The organism is Kribbella sp. (assembly GCF_035655035.1).
Lineage (GTDB): Bacteria > Actinomycetota > Actinomycetes > Propionibacteriales > Kribbellaceae > Kribbella.
Genome location: NZ_DASRVN010000161.1, coordinates 1 through 1652, shown reverse-complemented (window position 1 = coordinate 1652; position 1652 = coordinate 1). Strand labels below are relative to the sequence as shown.

Below are 1652 nucleotides of genomic sequence, written 5' to 3'. Positions count from 1 at the left end.
GTACGCCGGCGCGATCCTCGCCGCCGTACTGATGCCGAAAAGAGCTGCCCGCCCCCAGCAAGCTGAGGACGGGCAGCCGGTGGTCGGCTAGGGATCAGCTGAGCTCGAGGCCCGGGTAGAGCGGGAACTTGTCCAGCATCTCGGCCGAGGCGGCCTTGGTCTTGTCGGCGACGCCGTCGGCGAGGACGTACTTCGCCTTCGACGGGGCGCCCGCGGACGTGGTGGTCGGGGTGGTCGACGACAGTACGTCGACGATCAGCTCGGCCACCCGGTCGAACTCGTCGGCCCCGAACCCGCGCGTGGTGAGCGCCGGCGTACCGATCCGGACGCCGGACGTGTACCAGGCCCCGTTCGGGTCCCGCGGTACGGCGTTCCGGTTCGTCACGATGCCCGCGTCGAGCAGCGCCGACTCGGCCTGCCGGCCGGTGATGCCGTACGACGACACGTCGAGCAGGACGAGGTGGTTCTCGGTGCCGTCCGTGACGAGCTTGACGCCGCGCTTCATCAGGCCCTCGGCGAGCGTGACCGCGTTGTCCGCGACGGCCTGCGCGTACGTCCGGAACGACGGCTGCCGTGCCTCGGCCAGCGCGACCGCCTTCGCGGCCATCGTCTGACTGAGCGGACCGCCGAGCACCATCGGGCAGCCGCGGTCGACGGACTCGGCGTACTCCGGCTGGCACAGCACCATGCCGCCGCGCGGGCCGCGCAGCGACTTGTGCGTGGTGGTCGTGGTGACGTGCGCGTGCGGCACCGGGTCGAAGTCGCCGGTGAAGACCTTGCCCGCGACCAGGCCGGCGAAGTGCGCCATGTCGACCATCAGGGTGGCGCCGACCTCGTCGGCGATCTCGCGCATCTTGGCGAAGTTCACCTTCCGCGGGTACGCCGAGTAGCCGGCGATCAGGATCAGCGGCTTGAACTCACGAGCCTTCCGCGCCACCTCGTCGTAGTCCAGCAGACCGGTGGAAGGGTCGGTCCCGTACGAGTGCTGGTTGAACATCTTGCCGGAGATGTTCGGCCGGAAACCGTGCGTCAGGTGACCGCCGGCGTCCAGCGACATGCCGAGCATCTTCTGGTCGCCGAGCGCCTTGCGGAGCTTGGTCCAGTCCTCCTCGGACAGGTCGTTGACGTGCTTCGCGCCGGCCTCGGCGAGCGCCGGGGACTCGATCCGCTGCGCCAGGATCGCCCAGAACGCGACCAGGTTCGCGTCGATGCCGGAGTGCGGCTGGACGTACGCGTGCGGGGCGTCGAACAGCGCCTGCGCGTGGTCGGCGGCGGCCTGCTCGACGGTGTCGACGTTCTGGCAGCCGGCGTAGAAGCGGTGCCCGACGGTGCCCTCGGCGTACTTGTCCGACAGCCAGTTGCCCATCGTCAGCAAGGTGGCGGGGGAGGCGTAGTTCTCGCTGGCGATCAGCTTCAGCGAGGACCGCTGGTCGGCCAGTTCGGCCCGGATCGCGCCGGCGATGGTCGGCTCGACCGCGGCGATCACCTGCAGCGCGTTGTTGTACGCGGCCGACGCCGCGGCTGCGTCGAAGCTTTGAGTCATCGTTGTCTCTCCTGCGGTTTGCAGTGGGTCGAAGGCACCCAGGCGCACGGTGCCGACGGGTTTCGCTCCCCGGTGGTTCTCCACCTTCAGCGCGCCAGTCGCGACACGG

The 1652-nt window shown here is 69.8% G+C and carries 1 protein-coding gene and 1 riboswitch; the gene reads right to left on the bottom strand.

The window, feature by feature from the left end; genetic code table 11:
• Positions 1-94: 94 nt before the first annotated feature.
• Positions 95-1543: a glycine hydroxymethyltransferase gene (locus VFF46_RS09430; RefSeq protein WP_325036666.1), complete on the bottom strand. Its 1449-nt coding sequence runs from the start codon at positions 1541-1543 to the stop codon at positions 95-97.
• A 29-nt stretch (positions 1544-1572) separates the two neighbouring features.
• Positions 1573-1652, bottom strand: a riboswitch (ZMP/ZTP riboswitch). This riboswitch is flagged as partial in the annotation.

Excerpts from the sequence above, each read along its gene's own strand:
- VFF46_RS09430 (WP_325036666.1), bottom strand. The coding sequence starts at position 1,543 with ATGACTCAAAGCTTCGACGCAGCCGCGGCGTCGGCCGCGTACAACAAC.